General features: G+C 69.1%; 39 protein-coding genes. 36 read left to right on the forward strand and 3 right to left on the reverse strand.

Annotated features, from left to right (window positions below; genetic code table 11):
- The 32 genes from rplC to truA all read left to right on the forward strand — a co-directional run bounded on the left by rplC (position 1) and on the right by truA (position 18,242).
- Entirely contained in the window at positions 1-666 is a 666-nt protein-coding gene (rplC, locus tag AB0B85_RS30480; RefSeq protein WP_357412693.1) for a 50S ribosomal protein L3, read from the forward strand.
- Complete coding sequence (gene rplD, locus AB0B85_RS30485) at positions 663-1,313, forward strand: 50S ribosomal protein L4 (RefSeq protein WP_007465305.1); 651 nt, start codon at positions 663-665, stop codon at positions 1,311-1,313. The genes rplC and rplD overlap by 4 nt, the downstream gene beginning before the upstream one ends.
- On the forward strand, positions 1,310-1,612 hold the full coding sequence (rplW, locus tag AB0B85_RS30490) for a 50S ribosomal protein L23 (RefSeq protein WP_007465304.1): 303 nt from the start codon (positions 1,310-1,312) through the stop codon (positions 1,610-1,612). Before rplD ends, rplW begins: the two co-directional genes overlap by 4 nt.
- Positions 1,613-1,624: 12 nt before the next feature.
- Complete coding sequence (gene rplB, locus AB0B85_RS30495) at positions 1,625-2,464, forward strand: 50S ribosomal protein L2 (protein WP_110563095.1); 840 nt, start codon at positions 1,625-1,627, stop codon at positions 2,462-2,464.
- A gap of 12 nt (positions 2,465-2,476) precedes the next feature.
- Entirely contained in the window at positions 2,477-2,758 is a 282-nt protein-coding gene (gene rpsS / locus AB0B85_RS30500; RefSeq protein WP_007465299.1) for a 30S ribosomal protein S19, read from the forward strand.
- Positions 2,759-2,800: 42 nt separating this feature from the next.
- A complete protein-coding gene (gene rplV, locus AB0B85_RS30505) occupies positions 2,801-3,259 on the forward strand; it encodes a 50S ribosomal protein L22 (protein WP_007465297.1) in 459 nt (152 codons plus the stop codon).
- Positions 3,259-4,128: a 30S ribosomal protein S3 gene (gene rpsC, locus AB0B85_RS30510; RefSeq protein WP_007465294.1), complete on the forward strand. Its 870-nt coding sequence runs from the start codon at positions 3,259-3,261 to the stop codon at positions 4,126-4,128. The genes rplV and rpsC overlap by 1 nt, the downstream gene beginning before the upstream one ends.
- Positions 4,129-4,131: 3 nt before the next feature.
- A complete protein-coding gene (gene rplP / locus AB0B85_RS30515; protein ID WP_053653940.1) occupies positions 4,132-4,557 on the forward strand; it encodes a 50S ribosomal protein L16 in 426 nt (141 codons plus the stop codon).
- Entirely contained in the window at positions 4,557-4,793 is a 237-nt protein-coding gene (gene rpmC, locus AB0B85_RS30520) for a 50S ribosomal protein L29 (protein WP_007465283.1), read from the forward strand. Before rplP ends, rpmC begins: the two co-directional genes overlap by 1 nt.
- Entirely contained in the window at positions 4,790-5,068 is a 279-nt protein-coding gene (gene rpsQ, locus AB0B85_RS30525; RefSeq protein WP_030489590.1) for a 30S ribosomal protein S17, read from the forward strand. Before rpmC ends, rpsQ begins: the two co-directional genes overlap by 4 nt.
- A 97-nt stretch (positions 5,069-5,165) precedes the next feature.
- Entirely contained in the window at positions 5,166-5,534 is a 369-nt protein-coding gene (gene rplN / locus AB0B85_RS30530; RefSeq protein WP_007073026.1) for a 50S ribosomal protein L14, read from the forward strand.
- Entirely contained in the window at positions 5,531-5,851 is a 321-nt protein-coding gene (gene rplX / locus AB0B85_RS30535) for a 50S ribosomal protein L24 (RefSeq protein ID WP_172899047.1), read from the forward strand. The genes rplN and rplX overlap by 4 nt, the downstream gene beginning before the upstream one ends.
- Positions 5,851-6,417 carry a 50S ribosomal protein L5 gene (rplE, locus tag AB0B85_RS30540; protein ID WP_110563094.1) on the forward strand — a complete coding sequence of 189 codons (567 nt, stop codon included), beginning with the start codon at positions 5,851-5,853 and terminating at the stop codon, positions 6,415-6,417. Before rplX ends, rplE begins: the two co-directional genes overlap by 1 nt.
- 1 nt (position 6,418) lies before the next feature.
- Entirely contained in the window at positions 6,419-6,604 is a 186-nt protein-coding gene (locus tag AB0B85_RS30545) for a type Z 30S ribosomal protein S14 (RefSeq protein ID WP_007465272.1), read from the forward strand.
- Between the two features lie 116 nt (positions 6,605-6,720).
- Entirely contained in the window at positions 6,721-7,128 is a 408-nt protein-coding gene (gene rpsH / locus AB0B85_RS30550; protein ID WP_007465270.1) for a 30S ribosomal protein S8, read from the forward strand.
- Positions 7,129-7,144: 16 nt separating this feature from the next.
- Complete coding sequence (gene rplF, locus AB0B85_RS30555) at positions 7,145-7,687, forward strand: 50S ribosomal protein L6 (RefSeq protein ID WP_088950233.1); 543 nt, start codon at positions 7,145-7,147, stop codon at positions 7,685-7,687.
- Positions 7,688-7,695: 8 nt separating this feature from the next.
- Positions 7,696-8,073 (forward strand): 50S ribosomal protein L18, encoded by a 378-nt coding sequence (rplR, locus tag AB0B85_RS30560; protein WP_357412720.1) that lies wholly within the window; start codon positions 7,696-7,698, stop codon positions 8,071-8,073.
- A gap of 33 nt (positions 8,074-8,106) precedes the next feature.
- Positions 8,107-8,721: a 30S ribosomal protein S5 gene (gene rpsE, locus AB0B85_RS30565; RefSeq protein ID WP_007465263.1), complete on the forward strand. Its 615-nt coding sequence runs from the start codon at positions 8,107-8,109 to the stop codon at positions 8,719-8,721.
- The gene (gene rpmD, locus AB0B85_RS30570) at positions 8,721-8,903 is read left to right on the forward strand and encodes a 50S ribosomal protein L30 (RefSeq protein ID WP_007465262.1); all 183 of its coding nucleotides are present in this window, start codon (positions 8,721-8,723) and stop codon (positions 8,901-8,903) included. The genes rpsE and rpmD overlap by 1 nt, the downstream gene beginning before the upstream one ends.
- Complete coding sequence (gene rplO / locus AB0B85_RS30575; protein WP_355032746.1) at positions 8,903-9,346, forward strand: 50S ribosomal protein L15; 444 nt, start codon at positions 8,903-8,905, stop codon at positions 9,344-9,346. The genes rpmD and rplO overlap by 1 nt, the downstream gene beginning before the upstream one ends.
- Positions 9,347-9,581: 235 nt before the next feature.
- Positions 9,582-10,910 carry a preprotein translocase subunit SecY gene (gene secY / locus AB0B85_RS30580; protein ID WP_357253566.1) on the forward strand — a complete coding sequence of 443 codons (1,329 nt, stop codon included), beginning with the start codon at positions 9,582-9,584 and terminating at the stop codon, positions 10,908-10,910.
- A complete protein-coding gene (locus AB0B85_RS30585) occupies positions 10,911-11,564 on the forward strand; it encodes an adenylate kinase (RefSeq protein ID WP_357412696.1) in 654 nt (217 codons plus the stop codon).
- 87 nt (positions 11,565-11,651) lie between these two features.
- The gene (gene map / locus AB0B85_RS30590; RefSeq protein WP_357412698.1) at positions 11,652-12,503 is read left to right on the forward strand and encodes a type I methionyl aminopeptidase; all 852 of its coding nucleotides are present in this window, start codon (positions 11,652-11,654) and stop codon (positions 12,501-12,503) included.
- Between the two features lie 105 nt (positions 12,504-12,608).
- The gene (locus AB0B85_RS30595; RefSeq protein WP_357412723.1) at positions 12,609-13,145 is read left to right on the forward strand and encodes a DUF1707 domain-containing protein; all 537 of its coding nucleotides are present in this window, start codon (positions 12,609-12,611) and stop codon (positions 13,143-13,145) included.
- Positions 13,146-13,476: 331 nt separating this feature from the next.
- A complete protein-coding gene (gene infA, locus AB0B85_RS30600; protein ID WP_007073013.1) occupies positions 13,477-13,698 on the forward strand; it encodes a translation initiation factor IF-1 in 222 nt (73 codons plus the stop codon).
- A gap of 91 nt (positions 13,699-13,789) precedes the next feature.
- A complete protein-coding gene (gene rpmJ / locus AB0B85_RS30605) occupies positions 13,790-13,903 on the forward strand; it encodes a 50S ribosomal protein L36 (RefSeq protein ID WP_043965539.1) in 114 nt (37 codons plus the stop codon).
- Between the two features lie 210 nt (positions 13,904-14,113).
- Positions 14,114-14,494, forward strand: a complete 381-nt coding sequence (rpsM, locus tag AB0B85_RS30610) for a 30S ribosomal protein S13 (RefSeq protein ID WP_030329917.1) — start codon at positions 14,114-14,116, stop codon at positions 14,492-14,494.
- Between the two features lie 89 nt (positions 14,495-14,583).
- A complete protein-coding gene (rpsK, locus tag AB0B85_RS30615; RefSeq protein ID WP_030329919.1) occupies positions 14,584-14,991 on the forward strand; it encodes a 30S ribosomal protein S11 in 408 nt (135 codons plus the stop codon).
- A 13-nt stretch (positions 14,992-15,004) separates the two neighbouring features.
- The gene (gene rpsD / locus AB0B85_RS30620) at positions 15,005-15,631 is read left to right on the forward strand and encodes a 30S ribosomal protein S4 (protein ID WP_030489600.1); all 627 of its coding nucleotides are present in this window, start codon (positions 15,005-15,007) and stop codon (positions 15,629-15,631) included.
- Between the two features lie 98 nt (positions 15,632-15,729).
- Positions 15,730-16,752, forward strand: coding sequence for a DNA-directed RNA polymerase subunit alpha (locus AB0B85_RS30625; RefSeq protein WP_007465227.1), 1,023 nt, complete (start codon positions 15,730-15,732; stop codon positions 16,750-16,752).
- 34 nt (positions 16,753-16,786) lie between these two features.
- The gene (rplQ, locus tag AB0B85_RS30630; RefSeq protein WP_357412702.1) at positions 16,787-17,344 is read left to right on the forward strand and encodes a 50S ribosomal protein L17; all 558 of its coding nucleotides are present in this window, start codon (positions 16,787-16,789) and stop codon (positions 17,342-17,344) included.
- 67 nt (positions 17,345-17,411) lie between these two features.
- Positions 17,412-18,242, forward strand: a complete 831-nt coding sequence (gene truA, locus AB0B85_RS30635) for a tRNA pseudouridine(38-40) synthase TruA (protein WP_357412703.1) — start codon at positions 17,412-17,414, stop codon at positions 18,240-18,242.
- Between the two features lie 22 nt (positions 18,243-18,264).
- Here the strand turns inward: truA and AB0B85_RS30640 are convergent, their stop codons facing one another.
- Positions 18,265-19,335 (reverse strand): hypothetical protein, encoded by a 1,071-nt coding sequence (locus AB0B85_RS30640; RefSeq protein ID WP_357412705.1) that lies wholly within the window; start codon positions 19,333-19,335, stop codon positions 18,265-18,267.
- 103 nt (positions 19,336-19,438) lie between these two features.
- Between AB0B85_RS30640 and AB0B85_RS30645 the strand changes: the two genes are divergently transcribed.
- From AB0B85_RS30645 to AB0B85_RS30660, 4 genes are read left to right on the forward strand one after another with little or no spacing between them, the layout of a single operon-like run.
- Positions 19,439-20,044 (forward strand): methyltransferase, encoded by a 606-nt coding sequence (locus AB0B85_RS30645; RefSeq protein WP_357412724.1) that lies wholly within the window; start codon positions 19,439-19,441, stop codon positions 20,042-20,044.
- 40 nt (positions 20,045-20,084) lie between these two features.
- The gene (locus tag AB0B85_RS30650) at positions 20,085-21,764 is read left to right on the forward strand and encodes an ATP-binding cassette domain-containing protein (RefSeq protein ID WP_357412707.1); all 1,680 of its coding nucleotides are present in this window, start codon (positions 20,085-20,087) and stop codon (positions 21,762-21,764) included.
- Complete coding sequence (locus tag AB0B85_RS30655; protein WP_357412709.1) at positions 21,761-22,561, forward strand: nucleotidyltransferase domain-containing protein; 801 nt, start codon at positions 21,761-21,763, stop codon at positions 22,559-22,561. The genes AB0B85_RS30650 and AB0B85_RS30655 overlap by 4 nt, the downstream gene beginning before the upstream one ends.
- 37 nt (positions 22,562-22,598) lie before the next feature.
- Positions 22,599-23,561 (forward strand): aldo/keto reductase, encoded by a 963-nt coding sequence (locus AB0B85_RS30660; RefSeq protein ID WP_357412711.1) that lies wholly within the window; start codon positions 22,599-22,601, stop codon positions 23,559-23,561.
- An 86-nt stretch (positions 23,562-23,647) separates the two neighbouring features.
- Here the strand turns inward: AB0B85_RS30660 and AB0B85_RS30665 are convergent, their stop codons facing one another.
- A complete protein-coding gene (locus AB0B85_RS30665; protein ID WP_357412714.1) occupies positions 23,648-24,184 on the reverse strand; it encodes a hypothetical protein in 537 nt (178 codons plus the stop codon).
- Positions 24,185-24,250: 66 nt separating this feature from the next.
- Positions 24,251-25,244 (reverse strand): Ig-like domain repeat protein (locus tag AB0B85_RS30670; RefSeq protein ID WP_357412716.1); only part of this gene is annotated, 994 nt, incomplete at its 5' end.

A 25,244-nucleotide genomic window follows, 5' to 3' on the forward strand; every position in this document is an offset into this window, starting at 1 on the left:
ATGGACAGGCAAGTCAAGGGGATCCTGGGCGCCAAGCTCGGCATGACCCAGGTCTGGGACAACAACAAGGTTGTTCCCGTGACCGTGGTCGAGGCCGGCCCGTGCGTCATCAGCCAGGTTCGTAGCGCCGAGAAGGACGGTTACTCCGCGGTCCAGCTGGCCTACGGCACCATCGACCCGCGCAAGGTCAAGAAGCCGATCGGTGGGCACTACGCCAAGGCGGACGTGGCGCCGCGCCGGCACATCGTCGAGCTGCGCACCACTGACGCGGGGGAATACTCGCTCGGCCAGGAAGTAACCGTCGAGGAGTTCCCGGCCGGCGTCACCATCGACGTCACCGGCAAGACCAAGGGCAAGGGCTACGCCGGCCCGATGAAGCGGCACGGCTTCCACGGTCTGGGTGCCGGTCACGGTGTCGAGCGCAAGCACCGTTCGCCCGGTTCCATCGGCGCCTGCGCGACCCCCGGTCGCGTCTTCAAGGGCACTCGGATGGCCGGTCGGATGGGTGGCGTGCGGTACACCGTGCAGAACCTCACCGTCCAGGCGGTCGACACCGAGAACAACCTGCTGCTCGTCCGGGGTGCCATCCCCGGTCCGAAGGGCGCGCTGGTTCTGGTCCGTACCGCGGCCAAGATCAAGGTGAAGAAGGGCGGTGCGGCCAAGTGACCACCGTTGACGTGCGCACCGTCGAAGGCACCACCAGCAGCTCGGTCGAGCTGCCGGCGGACATCTTCGACGTGCAGGCCAACGTCGCGCTGATGCACCAGGTCGTGGTGGCCCAGCTCGCGGCGGCCCGACAGGGCACGCACAAGGCCAAGACCCGCGGCGAGGTCGCCGGTGGCGGCAAGAAGCCGTACAAGCAGAAGGGCACCGGTCGCGCCCGGCAGGGCTCGATCCGCGCGCCGCAGTTCGCCGGCGGTGGCGTCGTGCACGGTCCCGTGCCGCGCGACTACAGCCAGCGGACCCCGAAGAAGATGAAGGCCGCCGCGCTGCGGGGTGCCCTCTCCGACCGGGCCCGCGCCGGGCAGGTGCACGTCGTCGAGGCGTTCGTCTCGGGCGAGAAGCCGTCGACCAAGGCGGCCCTGGCCACGCTGACCAAGCTCACCGAGGCCCGTCGGGTCCTGGTCGTGCTGAGCAGCACCGACGAGCTGAACTGGGTGTCGCTGCGCAACGAGCCGCGCGTGCACCTGATCGAGTCCGGCCAGCTGAACACGTACGACGTGCTGGTGGCCGACGACGTGGTCTTCACCAAGGACGCCCTGGACGAGTTCCTGGGCGTGCCCGCCGAGACCACCGAGGAGGGTGGCAAGTGAGCACGATCGCCGACCCGCGCGACATCATCGTGGCGCCGGTCGTCTCGGAGAAGAGCTACAGCGAGCTGAACCGGAACTGGTACACCTTCCTGGTGCACCCGGACGCGAACAAGACCGAGATCAAGATCGCTATCCAGCAGATCTTCAACGTCCGCGTCCTGACGGTCAACACGCTCAACCGCCAGGGTAAGCGCAAGCGCACCAAGACCGGCTTCGGTCAGCGCAAGGCGACCAAGCGGGCGATCGTGAAGCTGGCTGACGGTGACCGCATCGAGGCCTTCGGCGGCCCGGTCAGCTGAGGGGTGTAGACAATGGCTATCCGTAAGTACAAGCCGACGACGCCGGGCCGACGTGGCTCGAGTGTCGCTGACTTCGCCGAGATCACCCGGTCCACGCCGGAGAAGTCGCTGCTGGTTCCGCTGCCGAAGAAGGGCGGGCGTAACGCCCACGGCCGGATCACGACGCGGCACCACGGCGGCGGTCACAAGCGCCAGTACCGTCTGATCGACTTCAAGCGGGTCGACAAGGACGGCGTGCCGGCGAAGGTCGCTCACATCGAGTACGACCCGAACCGCACGGCGCGCATCGCGCTGCTGCACTACGCCGACGGCGAGAAGCGGTACATCATCGCGCCGAAGGACCTGAAGCAGGGCGACCGCGTCGAGTCCGGGCCGGGCGCCGACATCAAGCCGGGTAACAACCTGCCGCTGCGCAACATCCCGGTCGGTACCACCATCCACAACGTGGAGCTGCGTCCGGGTGGCGGGGCCAAGCTGGCCCGGTCCGCCGGTGTCGGTATCCAGCTGCTCGGCCGCGAGGGGGCGTACGCGACCCTGCGTATGCCGTCCGGCGAGATCCGGCGGGTGGACGTCCGCTGCCGCGCCAGCGTCGGCGAGATCGGTAACGCCGACCAGTCGAACATCAACTGGGGCAAGGCCGGCCGGATGCGGTGGAAGGGCAAGCGCCCGACCGTCCGTGGTGTCGCCATGAACCCGGTCGACCACCCGCACGGTGGTGGTGAGGGTAAGACCTCCGGTGGTCGCCACCCGGTCAACCCGCAGGGTAAGCCCGAGGGCCGCACCCGCCGTAAGGGCCAGCCGAGTGACCGGCTGATCGTCCGCCGCCGCTACGCCACGCGTAAGCGCGGCTGAGGGAGATAAGACATGCCTCGCAGCCTGAAGAAGGGCCCGTTCGTCGACGACCACCTGCTCAAGAAGGTGGAAGTACAGAACGACAAGGGCTCCAAGAACGTGATCAAGACCTGGTCGCGGCGTTCGACGATCATCCCCGAGATGCTGGGGCACACGATCGCCGTTCACGACGGACGCAAGCACGTCCCGGTGTTCGTGACCGAGGCGATGGTCGGGCACAAGCTCGGCGAGTTCGCGCTGACCCGCACGTTCAAGGGTCACGAGAAGGACGACCGGAAGAGCCGTCGGCGCTGACGCCGCCAGGCATACGGATAGAGGGAACAAGGGGTTACAGCGATGCCAGGAAAGGGCGACGCTCCGGTGCTTCCGGGCGCGCGGGCGGTTGCGCGGCACGTGCGCATCTCGCCGATGAAGGCGCGCCGGGTGGTCAACCTCGTCCGCGGCCTGCCCGCGAAGGAGGCGCTCACGGTGCTGCAGTTCGCGCCGCAGGCTGCGAGCGAGCAGGTGTACAAGGTGCTCGCTAGCGCGATCGCCAACGCGGAGAACAACGAGCGGCTGGACCCCGACGCGCTGCTCGTCAGCGAGGCCTTCGTGGACGAGGGCCCGACGATGAAGCGGTTCCAGCCGCGGGCGCAGGGTCGGGCGTACCGAATCCGCAAGCGCACCTGCCACATCACCGTGGCGGTCGAAGCGGTCGCGCCGGCAGCGCCGAGGAAGGCCGCGGCGAAGAAGGCCGCCCCGGCCACGGAGGCCGCACCGGCCGAAGCGCAGAGCAAGACGGAGGACGCCGAGTAATGGGTCAGAAGGTTCACCCCACTGGGTTCCGGCTCGGCATCTCGACCGACTGGAAGTCCCGCTGGTTCGCAGACAAGCTCTACAAGGACTACATCGGCGAGGATGTCAAGATCCGCCGGATGATGTCCAAGGGCCTCGAGCGTGCCGGGATTTCCAAGGTCGACATCGAGCGCACCCGCGACCGGGTCCGGGTCGACATCCACACCGCCCGGCCGGGCATCGTCATCGGCCGTAAGGGTGCGGAGGCCGACCGGATCCGCGGCGAGCTGGAGAAGCTCACCGGCAAGCAGGTTCAGCTGAACATCATCGAGGTGAAGAACCCCGAGTCGGACGCTCAGCTGGTCGCGCAGGGCGTGGCCGAGCAGCTGTCCAGCCGGGTCAGCTTCCGTCGGGCGATGCGCAAGGCCATGCAGTCGGCGATGAAGAACCCGGTCTGCAAGGGCATCCGGGTTCAGGTCTCGGGCCGCCTCGGCGGCGCCGAGATGAGCCGGACCGAGTTCTACCGTGAGGGCCGGGTTCCGCTGCACACGCTGCGGGCCAACATCGAGTACGGCTTCTTCGAGGCCCGTACCACGTTCGGTCGGATCGGTGTGAAGGTCTGGATCTACAAGGGCGACGCCGTCCCGGGCCGGGAGGCTCCGGCCGAGGCCGGTCCGTCCCGCCCGCGTCGTGGTGAGCGTGGCGACCGTCCCGAGCGTCCGCGTCGTGGCCGGTCGGGTTCGTCCGGCACCACGGCCGGTGGCACCGAGGCCGGGCGGGCTGCTGCGACCACCATCGCGCAGCAGGCCGAGACGCCGAGCGGCGAGCCGGTGGACAGCGCAGCTGTCGCCGCCGCGGCTGCTCCGGCAGAAACGCAGCAGGAGGGCTGACAGATGCTGATGCCGCGCAAGCCCCCGAAGGGCTTCCGCAAGCCGCACCACCCGGACCGCAGTGGCGCGTCCAAGGGTGGTAACCGGGTGGTGTTCGGCGAGTTCGGGATCCAGGCTCTCGAGCCGGCGTACGTGACGAACCGGCAGATCGAGTCGGCACGTATCGCGATGACTCGCCACATCAAGCGTGGTGGCAAGGTCTGGATCACGATCTTCCCGGACCAGGCCCTCACCAAGAAGCCTGCCGAGACCCGGATGGGTTCCGGTAAGGGTTCGCCCGAGTGGTGGGTCGCCAACGTCAAGCCGGGGCGGGTTCTCTTCGAGATGTCCTTCCCCAACGAGCAGACCGCGCGAGAGGCCATGCGTCGCGCGATCCACAAGCTCCCGATGAAGTGCCGCATTGTTACGCGCGAAGTGGGTGAATCCTGATGGCAGCGGGCGTTAAGGCGACCGAGCTGCGTGAGCTCTCCGAAGAGGAGCTGGTCACGAAGCTGCGGGAGGCCAAGGCGGAGCTGTTCAACCTCCGCGTGCAGGCCGCAACCGGGCAGCTCGACAACAACCGGCGGTTGCAGGTCATCCGTCGGGAGATCGCCCGGATCTACACGATCATGCGTGAGCGCGAGCTGGGGCTCTCGGCCGCGCCGACTGAGGTGACTGCATCATGACCGAAGAGACCGCCACCGCCGCCGCGCGGTCGCGCCGCAAGGTCCGCGAGGGCCTGGTGATCAGCGACAAGATGGACAAGACCGTCGTGGTCGAGGTCGAGGACCGGGTTCGGCACGCGCTGTACGGCAAGATCATGCGCCGTACGGCCAAGCTGAAGGTGCACGACGAGCAGAACGCCGCTGGCACCGGTGACCGGGTTCTCATCATGGAGACCCGGCCGCTGAGCGCCACCAAGCGTTGGCGGATCGTGGAGATCCTGGAAAAGGCCAAGTAGCGAAGGCTCGAGCTCGCCCGGCGTTGCGTCGGGCGTAGGTTCCGCCAGGCTCCGGCCGCTACGGCGGCCGGAGAACCGGCAGACATAGGAGATAGACGTGATTCAGCAGGAGTCGCGACTGCGCGTCGCCGACAACACGGGTGCTCGGGAGATCCTGTGCATCCGGGTTCTCGGTGGCTCGGGTCGGCGCTACGCGAGCATCGGCGACGTCATCGTGGCCACGGTCAAGGACGCCATCCCGGGTGCCGGTGTGAAGAAGGGCGACGTCGTCAAGGCGGTCGTCGTTCGCACGGCCAAGGAGAAGCGTCGGCCGGATGGCTCGTACATCCGCTTCGACGAGAACGCCGCCGTCATCATCAAGGACGGCGGGGACCCGCGTGGTACCCGCATCTTCGGCCCGGTGGGTCGGGAGCTGCGGGACAAGCGGTTCATGAAGATTATTTCCCTCGCGCCGGAGGTGTTGTGACCGTGAAGGTCAAGAAGGGCGACACGGTCGTCGTCATCGCCGGCAAGGACAAGGGTGCCAAGGGCAAGGTCATTCAGGCCTACCCGCGGCAGGACAAGGTCCTGGTCGAGGGCGTGAACCGGGTCAAGAAGCACACCCGCATCAGCACCACCCAGCGTGGCGCCAAGACCGGCGGCATCGTCACTCAGGAGGCCCCGATCCACGTCTCGAACGTGCAGGTCCTGGACTCCGACGGCAAGCCGACCCGCGTCGGTTACCGGATCGACGACAACGGCCAGAAGGTCCGCATCGCGCGTAGCACCGGTAAGGACCTGTGATGACCACGGCTACCGAAAAGACCCTGCCGCGCCTCAAGGAGCGGTACCGCAACGAGATCGTGGCCCAGCTGCGTGAGCAGCGCAGCTACGGCAACCCCATGCAGGTGCCGCGGCTGGTCAAGATCGTCGTCAACATGGGTGTCGGCGAGGCTGCTCGCGACGCCAAGCTGATCGACGGCGCGGTCCGCGACCTCGCCACGATCACCGGCCAGAAGCCGCAGGTGCGGCGGGCGACCAAGTCCATCGCGCAGTTCAAGCTGCGCGAGGGCATGCCGATCGGTGCGAAGGTGACCCTTCGCGGCGACCGGATGTGGGAGTTCCTGGACCGGCTGCTGTCCATCTCGCTGCCGCGTATCCGCGACTTCCGCGGTCTGGACGGGCGCAAGCTGGACGGGCACGGCAACTACACGTTCGGTCTGACCGAGCAGTCGGTGTTCCACGAGATCGACCAGGACCGGATCGATCGCCAGCGGGGCATGGACATCACGGTGGTCACGACCGCCACGACCGACGACGAGGGCCGGGCGCTGCTCAAGCTCCTGGGCTTCCCGTTCAAGGAGAACTGAGATGGCCAAGAAGGCGCTGATCATCAAGGCGGCCGCGAAGCCGAAGTTCTCGGTTCGCGCGTACACCCGCTGCCAGCGGTGCGGGCGTCCGAAGGCGGTCTACCGCAAGTTCGGGCTCTGCCGGGTCTGCATCCGGGAGATGGCTCACCGCGGTGAGCTGCCGGGCGTGTCCAAGGCTTCCTGGTAAGGGCGACCGCGTCCCGGCCGTCGGCCGGGAACTCCTGCACCGATTAGGTATTGCTCTTCGCCGTAGGCCCGGGGCTGATGCCCCGGGAACCCCGGCGAGAAAGGCTGACGAAATCCATGACGATGACCGACCCGATCGCAGACATGCTCACGCGTCTGCGTAACGCCAACCAGGCGTACCACGACCAGGTGAAGATGCCCTACTCCAAGATCAAGGCGAACATCGCCGAGGTCCTGAAGGCCGAGGGATACATCGCCACCTGGTCGGTCGAGGAGCCCGAGGAGGGTGCCGTCGGCAAGCGACTGGTCGTCGAGCTGAAGTACGGCCAGAACCGCGAGCGGAGCCTGGCCGGCATCAAGCGCGTGTCCAAGCCCGGTCTCCGGGTGTACGCCAAGTCGGACGGGCTCCCGCGGGTGCTCGGTGGGCTGGGCGTGGCGATCATTTCGACGTCCCAGGGGCTGCTGACCGACCGGCAGGCCCGCAAGCGGAGTGTTGGCGGGGAAGTCCTCGCCTTCGTCTGGTAACGGGAGACTGGTAGAAATGTCGCGAATTGGACGTAAGTCGATCCCGGTACCAGCCGGCGTCGACATCACGATCGACGGGCAGACCGTCAAGGTCAAGGGCCCCAAGGGCCAGCTTGAGCACACCCTCGCCGAGCCGATCACGGTCGAGCGGGCCGAGGATGGGCAGCTGAGCGTCAACCGGCCCAACGACGAGCGCAAGGCCAAGGAGCTCCACGGCCTGAGCCGTACGCTGGTTGCCAACATGATCGTCGGGGTCACCGAGGGCTACCGCAAGAGCCTGGAGATCGCCGGCACCGGTTACCGGGTCACCGCCAAGGGTTCGGACCTCGAGTTCGCGCTCGGGTTCTCGCACCCGGTGGTCGTCCCCGCCCCGGCGGGCATCACCTTCACGGTGGAGCGGCCGACCCTGTTCCACGTTGCTGGCATCGACAAGCAGCAGGTCGGTGAGGTCGCCGCCAACATCCGGAAGATCCGCCCGCCGGAGCCCTACAAGGGCAAGGGCGTGAAGTACCAGGGCGAGGTCATCCGCCGCAAGGCCGGAAAGGCAGGTAAGAAGTGAGCGCCACGCTGCTCAAGCGCCGCCGCGGTGTCGCCGCCAAGCGCGCCGTCGGGCGTGCGCGTCGACACTTCCGCGTCCGCAAGAACGTCACAGGTACGGCCGAGCGTCCGCGCCTGGTCGTCACCCGTTCGCTGCGGCACATGGTCGCCCAGATCGTCGACGACACCAAGGGTCACACCCTGGCGTCGGCGTCGACCCTGGACACCTCGCTGCGCGGCACGGAGGGCGACAAGAGCGCCCTCGCCGGCAAGGTGGGCGCGCTGCTCGCCGAGCGGGCCAAGGCCGCCGGCGTCTCCAAGGTCGTCTTCGACCGCGGCGGCAACCGGTACGCGGGGCGAGTCGCCGCGCTTGCCGACGCCGCCCGCGAAGCCGGGCTCGAGTTCTAACAACCCCGTCACGAGAGATAAGGAAGGCTGCTGATGCCAGGTCAACAGCGCCGTGGCGGCGGGTCCGGTGGCAACGAGGGTGGTCGCCGCGACAACCGCCGTGAGGGCGGCCGCGGAAACGCGCCCGTCGAGAAGACCCCGCACCTTGAGCGGGTCGTCGCGATCAACCGCGTCGCCAAGGTCGTGAAGGGTGGTCGTCGCTTCAGCTTCACCGCCCTGGTGATCGTGGGCGACGGCGACGGCACGGTCGGCGTGGGCTACGGAAAGGCCAAGGAGGTGCCCGCGGCGATCGCCAAGGGTGTCGAGGAGGCCAAGAAGCACTTCTTCAAGGTGCCGCGGATCGGTCAGTCGATCCCGCACCCGGTGACGGGTGAGGACGCCGCTGGCGTCGTGCTGCTCAAGCCGGCCTCGGCCGGTACGGGTGTCATCGCCGGTGGTCCGGTGCGCGCCGTGCTGGAGTGCGCCGGGATCCACGACGTGCTCTCCAAGAGCCTCGGCTCGTCGAACCCGATCAACATCGTGCACGCCACCGTGGCGGCCCTGAAGGGGCTTGAGTCCCCCGAGCAGGTCGCGGCGCGTCGTGGTCTGCCGGTGGAGGACGTCGCGCCGGCCGCCATGCTGGCGTCGCGTGCGGGGGTGGCGCGCTGATGGCACGTCTGAAGGTCACCCAGCTCCGGTCCGGTATCGGGACCAAGCACAACCAGCGTGAGTCGCTGCGTTCGCTCGGTCTCAAGCGGATCAACGACGTGGTGGTCAAGGAGGACCGGCCCGAGATCCGCGGCATGATCTTCACTGTGAGCCACCTCGTGAAGGTCGAGGAGGTCGAGTAATGACGATCAAGGTGCATCACCTGCGCCCGGCGCCCGGTTCCAAGACCGCGAAGACCCGCGTGGGTCGCGGTGAGGGTTCCAAGGGCAAGACCGCTGGTCGCGGTACCAAGGGTTCCAAGGCCCGCAAGAACATCTCGGCGGCGTTCGAGGGTGGGCAGATGCCCATCCACATGCGCCTGCCGAAGATGAAGGGCTTCAAGAACAGGTTCAAGGTCGTCTTCCAGGTGGTCAACCTGGACCGGCTCGCTGAGCTGTTCCCGAATGGTGGTCAGGTCGGCCCGCTGGAGCTCGTCGAGTCCGGCGCGGTTCGCAAGGGTCACCCGGTCAAGGTCCTCGGCACCGGGGACCTCGGCGGTGTGGCGCTCCAGGTCTCCGCGCACGCGTTCAGCGCGTCGGCCAAGGAGAAGATCGCTGCCGCCGGTGGCTCCGCCACCGAGCTGTAAGGCGTACCAACCCATGGCGCCCGTCCAGTTGTGAGCAACTGGCGGGCGCCATGGTCTGCCTGGGCCTTCGGCGGCCCGGTAACATCGGAATCGATTTATGTAGTCGGGCGCATCTGCCCGGACCGGGGTCGGACTGTTAGAGTCCCATCCCAGCCATGGATTGCGGGCACTCGCCCGTGATCCACCCCCACCCGCCAGGGATCACCGGCGGCCCGCCTCGCGCAGGAGGAAGAAGTTGCTGTCCGCCTTTCTCAGTGCGTTCCGTACGCCTGACCTGCGCAAGAAGCTGCTGTTCACAGTAGGCATCATCGCGGTCTACCGGCTGGGTGCGACGCTCCCCAGCCCGGGCGTCTCGTACGGCAACGTGCAGAAGTGCCTCGACTCCATCTCGGGTGACACGACGGGGCCGCTGAATCTGCTCAACCTCTTCTCCGGCGGAGCGCTGCTACAGCTCTCGGTCTTCGCGCTGGGCATCATGCCCTACATCACCGCGTCGATCATCCTGCAGCTGCTGACCGTCGTGATCCCGCGGCTGGAGCAGCTCCGTAAGGAGGGCCAGGCCGGCCAGGCGAAGATCACGCAGTACACCCGCTACCTGACCCTCGGTCTCGGTGTGCTGCAGGCTTCGGCGTTCGTGGCGCTGGCCCGCTCCGGCCAGCTGTTCCAGAACCGCTGCGACCAGTTCCCGATCATCCCGACCGGCACCGGCATCCCGGACTGGCTGACCCTGACCATCCTGGTGATCACCATGACCGCCGGCACCGGCATGGTCATGTGGCTCGGTGAGCTGATCACCGACCGGGGCGTCGGCAACGGCATGTCCGTTCTGATCTTCACCTCGATCGCGGCCCGGTTGCCCGGCGAGGGTTGGCAGATCAAGACCAGCCAGGGTTGGGGCAAGTTCGCCCTGGTCATCGCGCTGGTTCTGGTGGTCATCACAGCTGTCACCTTCATCGAGCAGGCGCAGCGCCGGATCCCGGTGCAGTACGCCAAGCGGATGATCGGCCGGCGGATGTACGGCGGCACCTCGACCTACATCCCGCTGAAGGTCAACCAGGCCGGTGTGATCCCGGTCATCTTCGGCTCGTCGCTGCTCTACCTGCCACAGTTGGCCCTGCAGTTCTTCGACCAGAACGATCCGGGCAAGGTCCAGGCGTGGATCCAGAACAACCTGGTCGCGCCGAACAGCCCGATCTACATCTCGGTCTACTTCCTGCTGATCATCTTCTTCACGTACTTCTACGTCTCGATCACGTTCAATCCGACCGAGGTCGCGGACAACATGAAGAAGTACGGCGGGTTCGTGCCGGGTATCCGGCCGGGCAAGCCGACTGCCGACTACCTCGACTTCATCCTCAGCCGGATCACCCTGCCGGGTGCGCTCTACCTCGGCATCATCTCGATCCTGCCGAACTTCTTCTTCATCTGGCTGGACAGTCAGCAGTACCAGAACTTCCCGTTCGGTGGCACCGCTGTGCTCATCATGGTCGGCGTCGGTCTGGAGACCGTGAAGCAGATCGAGAGCCAACTCATGCAGCGGAACTACGAAGGGTTCCTGCGGTAGATGAGACTCGTTCTGGTTGGCCCGCCGGGTGCGGGTAAGGGCACGCAGGCGGAGTTCGTCGCCGCGCACCTGTCGGTACCCAAGATCTCGACCGGAGACATCTTCCGCTCGAACGTCACCCAGGGCACGCCGCTCGGCGTCGAGGCCAAGCGATACATGGACGCAGGCGAGCTGGTTCCGGACGAGGTCACCATCAACATGGTCCGGGACCGGCTGGCCGAGCCCGATGCCAGCGAGGGCTTCCTGCTCGACGGCTTCCCGCGGACCACTCCGCAGGCGGCCGCCCTGGACAAGCTCCTCGCCGACCTGGGCACCGCGCTGGATCTGGTCCTGGAGCTGGTGGTCGACGACGACGAGGTGATCAGGCGGCTCTCCGGTAGGCGTACCTGCCGGGGCTGCGGCAAGATCTGGCACGTCGAGTTCGACGCCACCTCCCGGCCGGGCATCTGCGACAGGTGCGGCGCCGAGTTGTTCCAGCGCGATGACGACAAGCCGGAGACGATCGCCACCCGCCTGCGGGAGTACAGCGAGAAGACCGCGCCCCTTGTCGACTACTACGGCGCTCAGGGCAAGCTGGTAGGGATCGACGCCACCGGTCCGGTGGAGGACGTCACCACCCGGGCCATCGACGCACTGCGGTCGTACGGCGGCTGAGATCTCGCCGGACCACGGCGGATAGAGTGCGAACAGCGGGGTACGCGTGACGTGCCCCGCTGAACGGCCACGAAAGGTAATCGCTCCATGCGTCGTCCCCAGCTGGACATCCAGCTGAAGACCCCTGACCAGATCGAGAAGATGCGGGCCGCCGGTCTGGTGGTCGCCGAGGCGCTTCGCCGGATGCGCGAGGCTGTCGCCCCCGGTGTGAGCACCGCCGATCTGGACGCCATCGCCGAGTCGACCATCCGCGAGGCGGGTGGCGTGCCGTCGTTCAAGGGCTACCACGGTTTCCCGGCGTCGATCTGCTCGTCGGTCAACGAGCAGATCGTGCACGCGATCCCGTCGCCGGAGCAGGTGCTTCAGGCCGGTGATCTGATCTCGATCGACTGCGGTGCGGTGCTTGACGGATGGCACGGCGACTCCGCCATCACCGTCGGGGTCGGCGATGTCGACCCGGCACTGCTGAAGATGGCAGAGGTCGCCGAGGATGCCATGTGGGCCGGCATCGCCGCCGCCGCCCGCGGCGCGGCGAGCGGTAAGGGCCGGCTCACCGACATCTCGCACGCGGTGGAGAGCGCGGTCCGTAAGGGCGGCCGGTACGGCATCGTGGACGGCTACGGTGGGCACGGCATCGGCACCGAGATGCACCAGGACCCGCACGTGCTCAACCTGGGCCGGCCGGGCAAGGGCCCGCGTCTGGTGCCCGGCATGGCGTTGGCCATCGAGCCGATGATCACGATGGCGTCCCCGCGTACCGTCGAATTGGCCGACGGCTGGACGGTGGTCACCCGGGACGGCTCCATCGCGGCGCACGTCGAGCACTCGATGGCGCTGTTGCCCGACGGCGTCTGGGTGCTCACGGCCTTCGACGGGGGTCGCGCCCGCCTGGGCGACCTGGTGACCGCCCGCCAACCCGCGGCCTCGACAACCCCCTAGCACCCCGGCCGGTGCCGTGGCCGGCTTCATGATCGACCGAGCCCTGGGGTACGGCGTGGCTGGCGTGCCGGTGGCATGCTTGCCGGCATGGACGGGCGCGACAGGATGCGAGCGGCGGACGCGGACCGCGAGGCGGTGGCCGAACGGCTGCGGGCCGCCCTCAACGAGGGTCGTCTGGACCTGCACGAGTACGACGAGCGGTTGCAACGGGCCTACGCCGCGCGCACGTACGCCGAGCTGGACACGCTGCTGGTCGACCTGCCACCGGTGCCGCCCCCGTCGCAGCCGGCGCTGCGGTCGGCCAGCCCGACGGCCCAGCCGTCCACCGGTCGGCTCGCCTCGTTCGCGCTCGGCGACACAAGTCGTTGGCTGGGCGAGGTGTGGTGGCCGTACCTGAGGGTGCTCGCCATCGTGGTGACCGTCTGGGGCGTGACCTCGCTGCTGAGTTGGGAACTGCTCTACTTCTGGCCGATCTGGGTGGCCGGGCCGTGGGGGGCGGTACTGCTGCTCCGGACCGTCGGCGGGCTGGCCGGGGGAGAGCCCAGGCGCCAGGCGATCGAGCGGGAGCGCAAGCGGGTGAAGCGGGAGCGCAAACGCGAACTCCGCGCCAACGAACCAGACAACCCACCCCCCGCCACCTGATCCACCCACCCACCCACCCACCCACCCCCACCCCGCGCGTCCCGCCGCACCGCGCGTTGATCATGGAGTTAGCGTCACCTCGGGCGGCGTGTCGTGACAATAACTTCATGATCAACGGGAGGGTGCGGGTTGGGGTGGGTGGCCGGTTTGGCGTGCGCGTGCAGGCCGGCGTACACTTTCAGATCGGCGCACAGCGTCCACTCCGGCATGCCCACCCTGCGCTTCGGTGGGACCTGGAGCCGCGGCTGGCGCGGTCTTCTGATTCTGGTCAGATTTCCGTGTAAGACGTTGTGGGCCGCCCGGAGTAATCGACGTCAGGACAGCGGAGGACATGCCGAAAAAAGACGGAGCCATTGAGATCGAGGGTCGGGTCATCGAGCCCCTGCCGAACGCCATGTTCCGGGTAGAGCTCGCGAACGGCCACAAGGTGTTGGCTCACATCAGCGGCAAGATGCGGCAGCACTACATCCGCATTCTTCCGGAGGACCGGGTCGTCGTCGAACTTTCGCCGTACGACCTGACCCGCGGGCGCATCGTCTACCGCTACAAGTAGTCCTGACGACGGCCGGGAAGTCCCGTGTCCGTCTTCGACGTCCGGCGTCGCGCATCGCGCGTCCCCGGGCCAGATGGGAAGTAAGGCAACCGTGAAGGTCAAGCCGAGCGTCAAGAGGATCTGCAACAAGTGCCGGGTAATCCGCCGGCACGGCCGGGTCATGGTCATCTGCAGCGACCCGCGCCACAAGCAGCGCCAGGGCTGACTCAGCCCACATCACACATGCTCGTCCCAGCCGCGAGCGGTACGCGAGTCGTACTCCTTCGTGGCTGACCCCCGGTCGGAGGCCGGGGCCCGCTCGGGCAGCGACCGATCCCGGTCGCCGGCGCTCACCGCGTCGGAAAGACGGGACGGCCGGTAGCGGGATGGGACGGGTCCACACCTCCGCCACACATCACGAGGAGTACGCCCGCACATGGCACGTCTAGTCGGCGTGGATCTCCCCCGCGAAAAGCGGTTGGAGATCGCGCTCACCTACATCTTCGGGGTCGGTCGCACCCGCGCCCTGGAGACACTCGCCGCTACCGGCATCTCGCCGGACAAGCGCGCTCGGGACCTCACGGACGAGGAGCTCGTGCAGCTCCGCGACCACATCGAGGGCAACTACAAGGTTGAAGGCGACCTGCGCCGCGAGGTCGCCGCTGACATCCGCCGCAAGGTTGAGATCGGCTGCTACGCCGGCATCCGGCACCGCCGGGGCCTGCCCGTGCGTGGCCAGCGGACCAAGACCAATGCCCGGACCCGCAAGGGCCCGAAGCGGACCGTCGCCGGCAAGAAGAAGCCCGGCAAGAAGTAGTTCTTGACCGGAATTCGGGTCGATGTCGGGTCTAGGAAGACCGGACCGTCCGGCCCGATCCGGAAAGTCAACTAGGAGCGCACAGACTTATGCCACCGAAGGCTCGTGCCGGAGCCGCTGTAAAGAAGGTCCGGCGCAAGGAACGCAAGAACGTCGCCCACGGGCAGGCGCACATCAAGAGCACGTTCAACAACACCATCGTGTCCATCACGGACCCGACCGGTGCGGTCATCTCCTGGGCCTCCGCTGGCCAGGTGGGCTTCAAGGGCTCCCGCAAGTCGACTCCGTTCGCCGCGCAGCTGGCCGCCGAGGCTGCCGCGCGTCGCGCCATGGAGCACGGCATGCGCAAGGTCGACGTGTTCGTCAAGGGCCCCGGCTCCGGCCGGGAGACCGCCATCCGTTCGCTGCAGGCCGTGGGCCTCGAGGTCGGGCAGATCGCCGACGTCACCCCGCAGCCGCACAACGGATGCCGTCCGCCGAAGCGTCGCCGGGTCTGAGAGGTAGAGAGAGATGGCTCGTTACACCGGTGCAGACTGCCGCCGTTGCCGGCGGGAGAAGATGAAGCTGTTCCTCAAGGGCAGCAAGTGCGATGGTCCGAAGTGCCCGTTCGAGTCCCGGCCGTTCCCGCCCGGGCAGCACGGCCGCGGCCGCACCAAGGAGACGGAGTACCTGCTCCAGCTCCGCGAGAAGCAGAAGGCCCGCCGGGTTTACGGCGTGCTGGAGAAGCAGTTCCGCGGTTACTACGAGGAAGCCGTTGGCAAGCAGGCCAAGACCGGTGAGGTCCTCCTGCAGATCCTCGAGTCGCGGCTGGACAACGTCGTTTACCGGGCCGGCTACGCCCACTCGCGGGACATGGCCCGCCAGCTGGTCAAGCACGGTCACTTCACGGTGAACGGCAAGAAGGTCGACATCCCGTCGTACCGCGTCAAGGAGCACGACATCATCGAGGTTCGGGGCAAGAGCAAGGAGCTCACCCCGTTCATCGTCGCGCAGGCCCAGGCCGGCTCGAAGACGGTTCCGGCGTGGCTTGAGGCCATCCCGAGCCAGATGAAGGTGCTCGTGCACTCCCTCCCGGCCCGGCAGGTCATCGACACGCAGGTCCAGGAGCAGTTGATCGTCGAGCTCTACTCCAAGTAGTCCGAGCTCGTTCGGTGGCCCGCCCTTCGGGGCGGGCCACCGGAACAGTTTGTGTCGTGGGCGTCAAATAGCGGGCGCCCCGGAAGAGAAGAGAAAAGATGCTCATCAGCCAGCGACCCTCCCTCTCCGAGGAGTCGATCAACGAGACCCGGTCGCGGTTCGCCATCGAGCCGCTCGAGCCGGGCTTCGGCTACACCCTGGGTAACTCGCTGCGGCGTACGCTGCTGTCGTCGATCCCGGGCGCGGCCGTCACCTCGATCAAGATCGACGGTGTGCTGCACGAGTTCACCACGATCCCCGGTGTCAAGGAGGACGTGGTCGAGCTCGTCATGAACATCAAGGAGCTGTGCGTCAGCTCCGAGCACGACGAGCCGGTCAGCATGTACCTGCGCAAGCAGGGCCCGGGCGACGTGACCGCGGGCGACATCCAGCCGCCGGCCGGCGTCTCGGTGCACAACCCGGATCTCAAGCTCGCCACCCTGAACGGCAAGGGCCGGCTCGACATGGAGCTGACCGTCGAGCGGGGCCGGGGCTACGTGACGGCTGCACAGAACAAGCAGTCCGGCGCGGAGATCGGCCGGATCCCGGTCGACTCGATCTACTCGCCGGTGCTGAAGGTGACCTACCGCGTCGAGGCGACCCGTGTCGAGCAGCGCACCGACTTCGACCGGCTGATCATCGACGTCGAGACCAAGCCGTCGATGGGTCCGCGTACCGCGCTGGCCTCCGCCGGTTCGACGCTCGTGGAGCTGTTCGGGCTGGCCCGGGAGCTGGACGAGACCGCCGAGGGCATCGACATCGGGCCGTCCCCGCAGGACGCCCAGCTGGCGGCGGACCTCGCTCTGCCGATCGAGGAGCTGGACCTCACCGTCCGCTCCTACAACTGCCTCAAGCGCGAGGGCATCAACTCCGTTGGTGAGCTCATCGGGCGTACCGAGGCCGACCTCCTCGACATCCGCAACTTCGGGCAGAAGTCGATCGACGAGGTCAAGATGAAGCTCGCCGGGATGGGTCTCGGGCTGAAGGACTCGGCTCCGAACTTCGACCCGGCGCACGTCGTGGACACCTTCGGCGAGGCCGACTACGACACCGACGACTACCGCGAGACCGAGCAGCTCTAGTCCGCGCTGCCGCCACAACTGAGGAGCACCAACAATGCCCACGCCCACCAAGGGCCCCCGCCTCGGCGGCAGCCCCTCGCACGAGCGGCTGATGCTCGCCAACCTGGCGACCGCGCTGTTCCAGCACGGCAAGATCCAGACCACCGAGACGAAGGCCCGCCGGTTGCGTCCGCTGGCCGAGCAGCTCATCACCAAGGCCAAGCGCGGTGACCTCGCCTCGCGGCGGCGGGTGCTGGGTGTCGTCAAGGACAAGGACGTGGTCTACGCCCTGTTCGACCAGATCGCGCCCCGGTACTCCAACCGCCCCGGCGGTTACACCCGGATCGTGAAGACCGGTCCGCGCAAGGGTGACAACGCGCCGATGGCGATCATCGAGCTGGTGGAAGAGCTTCAGGTCGCCGAGCCCAAGGTGAACAAGAAGACCGCCGCCCGCAAGGCCGCGCAGCAGGACAAGGTCGAGGCGCTCGCCCCGGCCGACGAGACCCCGCAGTCGGCCTCGGCCGACCAGGACTCCGAGGCGCCGGTGTCGGCGTCCGGTGACACCGCCGCCGCCCGCGAGGACAGCGACGAGGCCACCGAGAACAAGGCCTGATCCAGGGCATTGTCGGGCCCGGCACCCCATCGGGGTGCCGGGCCCGATCCGTAACAGGAGGTACGAGGTGGACGAGCGGATCCGGCTGCGGCTGGACGTCTCGTACGACGGCACTGACTTCTCCGGCTGGGCCGCGCAGCCGACCCGCCGCACCGTCGCCGGGGTGCTCGTCGAGACCCTGGACCTGGTCCTCGGCGCCGGCACGGTCACCGGGCTGACGGTGGCCGGCCGCACCGACGCGGGCGTGCATGCCACCGGGCAGGTGTGCCACCTGGACCTGCCTGCCGACGTGTGGCGGGAGCACGAGGGGCGGCTGCTCCGGCGCCTGGCCCGGCTGCTCCCCACCGACGTGCGGGTACGCGCGATGACCGGGGTGCCGGCCGACTTCGACGCCCGGTTCTCGGCCACCTTCCGGCGCTACGAGTACCGGGTCACCGATGCGCCCTTCGGCGCGGAGCCGCTGCGCCGGCACGAGGTGCTGGCCTGGCCGAAGCCGCTGGACCTGGCCGCGTTGAATGCCGCCGCGGCCGGGCTGGTCGGTGAGCACGACTTTGCCGCGTACTGCCGGCGCAAGGAGAACGCGACAACGTGGCGCGAGGTGACCCGGCTGGACTGGCGTCGCGACCCGGACGGGATCCTGGTCGCCACGGTGCAGGCCGACGCGTTCTGCCAGGCGATGGTGCGCAGCCTGGTGGGGGCGATGCTGGTGGCCGGGGACGGCCGCCGCCCGGTCGAGTGGCCGGGCAGCCTACTGGCCCGACAGGAGCGCTCAAGCGAGGTGACTGTGGCGCCCGCGCACGGGCTGACCCTGGTCGCGGTCGGCTACCCCGACGATCCGTCCGAGTACGCCCGCCGGGCCGACCTCACCCGTCGACTCCGGGCCCCGGTCGAGGGCTGAACGCCGACGGTGTGGCGAGTGCTCACTCGCCGGGCAGATCCTCGTCGGCGCTGCTGGCGGAGGGCTCCGGCGTCGGCTGGGCGGCAGTGCCGCCGTCGGCCCGCTGTTGCAGGACGCCCCGGCTGAGGTGCAGCTCGATCATGTCGAACAGGATCTCGCGGACCGTGGTGTCACCCGCCTTGATCGCCGCCCCGTCCCCGCGGACCACCAGGGCGTACGCCAGGTAGTGACCGCGTACCTGCCAGCCGACCCGGGCGGGCGCGCTGGCCAGTACGTCGGTGCCGTCACCGTCCTCGGCGGTGAGGCCACGGAAGCGGCCCTGCCGCTCGTCCAGCAGGGGGCGGATCCGGTCCCGGGCCCGTTCCGCGCTTACCTTGTCGGTGAGGTTGAACAACCCGGCGGTGACCAGGTGGGCGCCGTCGGGCGTCCGCAGGGTGGCCCGGACGACCTGGTTGCAGCCGAGGAGGGTCAGCAGGTCGGCGACCTCGCCGGTGGTGGCGACTGCGCAGCTGCCGCTGGACTGGGTCTTGAGTACCTGGTAGCTCGGTTGGCCGGCGGTGACGTTCAGTTCCTTGCCGGGAAAGAGTTCCTTGGCGGTGAGCGGGGCCTGGTCGGATTCTCGGGAGTCGAGGGCCAGCCGTTCCGCTGCGGCGGACGTCGGCGCGGCGTTCGGCTGGTACGTCGGGTCGGCCGTCGGTTGCCCGTTGCGCTCGTCGAGCAGCGCGGCGGCACCGAGGCCGCAGAGCGCGAGCAGCACCAGGACTGCCGCGCCGCCGATCAGCACCTGCCACAGCCGGCCACCAGCGCGCCGGTCTCTGGGGTGCGCCGCGACGGCGGAGGTGTAGACCTGGCTGCGGGGCGGGGCGGGCGGGATCTCGGTACGAGCCGGCGCGGGCGGAACCTGGGCGCGGGCCGGCGCGGGCTGCGTCGACGGCAGCGCGAGCTGGTTCGGCCGGGGCAGCGACGGCGTGGGGAAGCGGGACGGAGACGGTCCCGCCGGTGGGGGCGGACCGGCGCCGAACACCGACAGGTCGGACCCGGGCTCCGGGTACTCCGCGAAAGCGTCCTCATCGGACTCGTACCGATACACCATGACGCCCAGAGTAAGAGTGATTGTCCCTTTAGGGGGTAATATTAGGGAAATGTGCGCGTGGGTCGCGTCCTGGTCGGCCCGGGCCGGTGCGAGAATTGCCGGCGTGACCGGCGACCACTACTTCACCGCTCAGCCCGCAAGCGACGCTCCGTCGCGGGAGGTCGAGTTCTCCGTCGCCGACCGCGACTACCGACTCGTCTCGGCCGGCGGCGTCTTTTCCGCCAGCCGCCTCGACCCCGGCACGGCCGTACTCCTGCGAAAGGCCGAGCTGCCCGCCACCGACACCGCCGGTGACCTGCTCGACCTCGGCTGCGGGTTCGGCCCGATCGCCTGCGTACTTGCCGACCTGGCACCGGCGAGCACGGTCTGGGCGGTCGACGTCAACGCCCGCGCCCGCGAACTGACCGCCGCCAACGCGGCAAGGGTCGACGCCGCCGACCGCGTCCGGGTGCGCGCCCCGGACGACGTGCCGGCGGATATCCGGTTCGCCCAGATCTGGTCCAACCCACCCATCCGGATCGGCAAGGACGAGCTGCACGAGCTGCTGCTGCGCTGGCTGCCCCGACTCGCCCCGGACGGCGTCGGCTGGCTGGTCGTCGCCCGGCACCTCGGTGGCGACTCACTGCAACGCTGGCTCACCGAGCAGAGCCTGCAGGTCGAGCGGTACGCCAGCCAGAAGGGCTTCCGGGTGCTGCGGGTCACCCGGTAATTGGATGTCCCTGCCGCCCGCGCTGGGGCAGGATCCCGGCGTGGGATACGTGGATGTGGCAGCGGTCGGGCACGTCCTGCCCGACGGCCGGGAACTCTTCGCCGACGTGTCGTTCCGGGTGGGTGAGGGCAGCAAGGTCGCCCTGGTCGGGCCGAACGGCGCCGGAAAGACGACACTGCTGCGGATGGTCGCCGGTGACCTCCCGGTGGCGACCGGGGCCGTCGCCCGGTCCGGCGGTCTCGGCGTGATGCGGCAGTTCATCGGCATGATCGGTGACGAGTCGACGCTCGCCGACCTGGCATTGTCACTGGCCCCGCCGGCACTGCGCGCCGCCGGTCGCCGGCTCGCCGAGACCGAGGCGGCCATGCGGGCGGCCGAGGCCCGCGGCAAGTTCAGCAACGCCGCGGGCAAGGCCCAGCTGGCGTACGCCGATGCGCTCGGCGCCTGGGGAGAGGCCGGCGGGTACGACGCCGAGGTGCTCTTCGACACCGTCGCGACGATAGTGCTCGGCCAGCCCTGGGACGCCGTCCGGGACCGGCCGGTGCGCACCCTCTCCGGGGGGCAGCAGAAGCGCTTCGCGTTGGAGTTGCTGCTGCGCGGCCCGGACGAGGTGCTGCTGCTCGACGAACCTGACAACTTCCTCGACGTGCCCGGCAAACGCTGGCTGGAAGCGCGACTGCGCGAGTCGACGAAGTCGGTGCTGTACGTCTCGCACGACCGGGAGTTGCTGGCCCAGAGCGCCGACCGGGTGGTGGCCGTCGAGGGTGGCAGCGCCTGGGTGCACCCGGGCGGCTTCGCCAGCTGGTACGACGCCCGCGTAGCCCGGCACGCCCGCCTCGACGAGCTGCGCCGGCGCTGGGACGAGGAGCACCAGAAGCTGCGCGAGCTGATGCTGATGTACAAGCAGAAAGCCGCGTACAACGACGGGTTGGCCTCGCGCTACCAGGCCGCGCAGACCCGGTTGCGCAAGTTCGAGGAGGCCGGGCCGCCGCCCGTACCCCCGAAGGACCAGGACATCCGGATGCGGCTGAGCGGCGGGCGGACCGGCAAGCGCGCGGTCGTCTGCGAGCAGCTTGAGCTCGACGGCCTGACCTACCCCTTCGACCTGGAGATCTGGTACGGCGACCGGGTGGCTGTGCTCGGTGCCAACGGCACCGGCAAGTCGCACTTCCTGCGGCTGCTGGCCCGCGGTGGCACCGACCCCGACCCGGCCAACGGGCCGGTCGACGGGGCGGGCGCGCTCGCACCGGTGGCGCACGACGGTACGGCCCGCCTCGGCGCGCGGGTCCGCCCGGGGCACTTCTCCCAGACCCACGACCGGCCGGAGCTGATGTCGAAGACGCTCGTCGAGATCCTCTGGCGCGGCGACGAGCACCGCACCGGGATGGACCGCCACGCGGCGATGGGGGTGCTCAGCCGCTACGAGTTGGCCGCCCAGGGCGACCAGCGGTTCGGCACGCTCTCCGGCGGTCAGCAGGCCCGTTTCCTGGTGCTGCTGCTGGAGTTGTCCGGGGCGACGCTGCTGCTGCTCGACGAGCCCACCGACAACCTCGACCTGGCCAGCGCGGAGGCCCTGGAGGCGGGCCTGAACGCCTTCGAGGGGACGGTGATCGCGGTCACCCACGACCGCTGGTTCACCCGATCCTTCGACAGGTTCGTGCTGTTCCGGGGCGACAGCGAGGTGGTGGAGACCCCGGAACCGGTCTGGGACGTCAAGTGATCCCGGCCGACCTGCCCGACCGGCTGTGCGCCGTCGCGGGGGTGGTCGCCGTGGCGCTCGGTGGTAGCCGGGCGCGCGGCGAGCACCGACCCGACTCCGATTGGGACCTGGGCGTGTACTACCAGGGTGAGCTGGACGTACCGGGGTTGCGGGCGCTGGCCGCGACGGTCGCCGATGATCCCGACGTGGTGCTCACCGCCCCGGGTGGTTGGGGTCCCTGGGTCGACGGCGGCGGTTGGCTGCGGATCGGCGGGGCCGCAGTGGACTGGATCTACCGGGACCTCGACCGGGTGCACCGCGTCTGGGCGGACTGCCAGGCCGGCCGGTACGAGGTCGGTGTGCAGGCCGGGCACCCACTCGGGTTCTACTCGTCGGCCTACGTCGGCGAGGTGGCGCTGTGCCAGGTGCTGGCGGACCCGACCGGACAGCTGACCCGGCTGCAGGGGCAGGCCCGGGACTATCCGCCCGCGCTGGCCGACGCGCTGGTGGCCGGCGGCTGGGAAGCCGGGTTCCTGCTGGACGGGGCGGCCAAGGCCGCCGTCGGCGGGGACAGCGCGTACGTCGCCGGCTGCCTGTTCCGGGTGGTCGGGGTGCTCGCTCAGGTGCTGCACGCGAGAGAACGCCGGTGGCTGGTCAACGAGAAGGGAATGATCGCCTCAGCAGGGCTGCTGTCGGGGGCACCTCCGCAGTTCGCGCGGCGGGCGCAGGCGTTGCTCGGTGGCGTCGGCAGCAGTCCGACCGAGCTGGCCGCGACCATCGACGCCGCCCGTGAGCTGGTCACCGAGGTGGTCGGCTGAGCCGCAACCGAGGTGGCCCGCACCGGGTCGGCATAGGGTGGATCTCGTGACTGAGATGACCTATCGCCGGTTGGGCGACTCCGGGCTCGTGGTTTCCGTGGTCGGCATCGGCTGCAACAACTTCGGCCGCAAGCTCGACCTCGACGGCACCCGCGCGGTGGTGGACGCCGCTCTGGACGCTGGGATCAACCTGTTCGACACCGCCGACATCTACGGCGAACCGCAGGGTGGCTCGGAGGAACTGCTCGGGCAGGCCCTCAAGGGCCGCCGGGACGACGTGGTGGTGGCCACCAAGTTCGGCATGGACATGAACGGCCTCAACGGCCCGGACTTCGGCGCCCGGGGCGCGCGGCGCTACATCGCCCGCGCCGTCGAGGCGTCGCTGCGCCGGCTCGGCACCGACCACATCGACCTGTACCAGATGCACGAGCCCGACCCGGGCACCCCGATCGACGAGACCCTTGCCGCCCTGGACGACCTGGTCCGCGACGGCAAGGTGCGCTACCTGGGCAACTCCAACTTCGCCGGCTGGCAGATCGCCGACGCGGACTGGGTCGCCTCGTCGAACGGGCGGGCCCGCTTCATCAGCGCGCAGAACCACTACAGCCTGCTGGAGCGGTCGGTGGAGACCGAGATCATCCCGGCCTGTGAGCGGTTCGGCCTCGGCATGCTGCCGTTCTTCCCGCTCGCCAACGGGCTGCTCACCGGCAAGTACAAGCGCGAGGCTCAGCCGCCGGCCGGCAGTCGGCTCTCCGGCGGTGGCCGGTACGCGGAGCGGCTCGCCGCCGCCGACTGGGACACCATCGAGGCGATTGAGGCGTACGCGAACGAGCGAGGCGTGACGATGCTCCAGGTGGCGATCGGTGGGCTGGCCGCCCGGCCGGCGGTGACCTCGGTGATCGCCGGTGCCACCACGCCGGAGCAGGTGCGCGCCAACGCCGCCGCCGGCACCTGGGAGCCCAGCGACGAGGACCTGGCTGCGCTGCGTGCCATCCTCTGAGCGGCGCCACACTGTAAATCGGGGTGAACGGCAACCGGGCCGGGCCGCTCGTCGCGGCCCGGCCCGGTTGGTGAAACGCCTGTCGATCAGGTGGTGGTGCGGCGGCGGCCGAACAGCATGGCCACCCCCATCGCCGCGGCGACGAGGACCAGGCCGGCCGCCGCGAACGGCCACCAGCCAGCACCTGCCCCGCTGCCGCCGTCCGCCGGCTCGTTCACCGCTACCGGCTTGGGTGCCGGCGGCGACTGTGCGGCCCGGGCCTGCACCGTTGCGCTGGCCTTGGCCGTCAGGGGAGCAGGGGAGTTCACAGTCACCTTCCACGTGCCGGTGGTGAGCACCGGCCCGCTGCTGTAGAAGCCCTGCCCCTCCGGCTGCGGCTCCAGCTGCACCGGCCCGACCTTCTGCCCGTCCGGCCCGGTGGCGGTGAGCACCAGTCGTACCACCCGGTCCAGCCGTCGGCCATCGGTGTAGCTGGCCTGGATGGTGACCCCCTGAGCCCCGTCGCCGGCCACCGTCAGCTTGAGTTTGTCGGCCCGCGCCGCCGCCGGGGCAGCGGAGAGCAGGGTCAGGGCCAGTCCGGCGAACACGGCGGCCAACACCTTGCGGATAACCGTCACGGACATCTCCTCGCCTACGAAAGGGGGAGGCCCCTCCCCGACGCCGTGGCGTCGGGGAGGGGCCTCGTCGGATCAGAGCTGGCGACCGGGTGCCAGCCGGGTGGCATCGCCACCGAGCCGCCCGGTGCCCTTGACCGGTTCGCCGTCGTTCGCCTTGACGCCGGCCTTGCTGGCCGTGCCGCCGAGCCGAACGATCATCGCGTCAGCGTCCCGGGTGAGGGTGTCCCGGATCTCGGCCTCGGCCACCAGGGTGGCGTCGGTGGCGAGATCCCGGAACTGGGTCAGCTGCTTGATCGCCTTGTTGTCGTTGCCCGCCGCCTCGGCCTGCCGGGCCGCGTCGAGCTTGGCCGTCAGCTGCTTGTGCGCCTTGGCCGAGAGCCGACCCGTCGCCTTGAACCGGTCCAGCAGGTTCTGCATGTCCCGGAACGAGGTGGTGACGAAGAACCGGACCGCAGAGGTGGTCGCGTTGCCCGCCTTGTCGGTCGCGGTCACTGTCAACTCGTGCAGGCCGAGCGGCAGCTCGTACATGGCCTGCAGGGTGCCGCTGGTGTACGCCTGGCCGTCCAACGTGCCGACCACAGTGGCGATGCCCGAGGTCGGGTCGACGGCCTGCCAGGACACCCGAACGTCCTGGCTGTCCCCGTAGAGCTGGCCGTCGGCGATGCCGGACACGAGCAGCGTCGGCTTGGTGCCGTCGATCTTCAGGATCGCCGACTTCAGCGTCTCGACGTTGCCGGCCTTGTCGGTGGCGCGGTACAGCAGCTCGTGCTGCCCGTCACCGGTCACCGCGACCGGCTCCGTGTACGGCGTCCACGCGCCACCGTCGAGCGACCACTCCACCGTCTTGACGCCGGACCCGGCGTCGGTCGAGGTCAGCACTACCGGGATCGTCCCGTTGTGCCAGCCGGCGTCGTTCGCCGGAGCGAACGTCGCAGTGGTCACCGGCGCGGTGGCGTCGATCTTGGCGGAGACGGTCTTCGTCTCCTCCACGTTGCCGGCCTTGTCGGTCGAGCGGAACCGCAGCTCGTGCTCGCCGTCGCCGGTGATGGCCACCGGTGCGGTGTAC

Origin of the sequence: Micromonospora sp. NPDC049044 (assembly GCF_040649215.1) — a bacterium.
GTDB lineage: Bacteria > Actinomycetota > Actinomycetes > Mycobacteriales > Micromonosporaceae > Micromonospora.